The sequence below is a fragment of the Streptomyces sp. URMC 123 genome (assembly GCF_051386515.1).
Classification (GTDB): domain Bacteria; phylum Actinomycetota; class Actinomycetes; order Streptomycetales; family Streptomycetaceae; genus Streptomyces.
On sequence record NZ_JBPQTV010000683.1, the window covers coordinates 1 to 615 of the forward strand.

Here is a 615-nt window from a genome sequence, read left to right on the forward strand (position 1 = left end):
GGACGAGCGCTGGGTCGTGCCCGCGCGGTTTCGGCCATACGGGGAGCGCCGCACGGTGTGGGTGCCGAACGCCGACGGGCGGGAGCGGGGGCTCGGGCTCGGCGGAGAGCTGACCTTCGCCGCGGGCGGCGAGGAGCACACCCTCAAGGTCGCCGTCGAGGGCGACGGCGCGCTGTGGATCGTCTTCGCCGACGCCACCAGCGGGGTGACGAGCTATCGGTTCCGCTTCCTGCGGACCGAGGTGCCCGCGCCCGACGGCTCCGTCGCGCTCGACTTCAACCGCGCGCTGCTGCCGCCGTGCGCCTTCGCCGAGCACTTCATCTGCCCCTTCCCGCCGCCGGGCAACACGCTGCCCCTGGCGGTGGAGGCGGGGGAGCGGAGCGTCGCCCGGCGCTGACCCGCCCCGGCCGCCGGGCCCGGGCCCGACGCGGGCCGCACCCGGCGCGGCCGGACCCCCGCGCGGCCCGGGCCCGAAGGCTCCGCGGCGCGCTCCGGCCCACGGGCTTCCGGGCCCTCGTGCCCCTCGCGGCCCGCTGGAGCGGGCGATCACGGCCGAAACACACCCTTGCGGTGCCCCCGAAAGTGGCCGAATACTCTCCCCCTCAGCGCTTGTCA

General features: G+C 77.2%; 1 protein-coding gene. It reads left to right on the forward strand.

What is annotated here, in order from left to right:
* On the forward strand, positions 1-397 hold a 397-nt coding region (locus ACSNOD_RS31620), incomplete at its 5' end, for a DUF1684 domain-containing protein (protein ID WP_436770507.1).
* Positions 398-615: the final 218 nt, after the last annotated feature.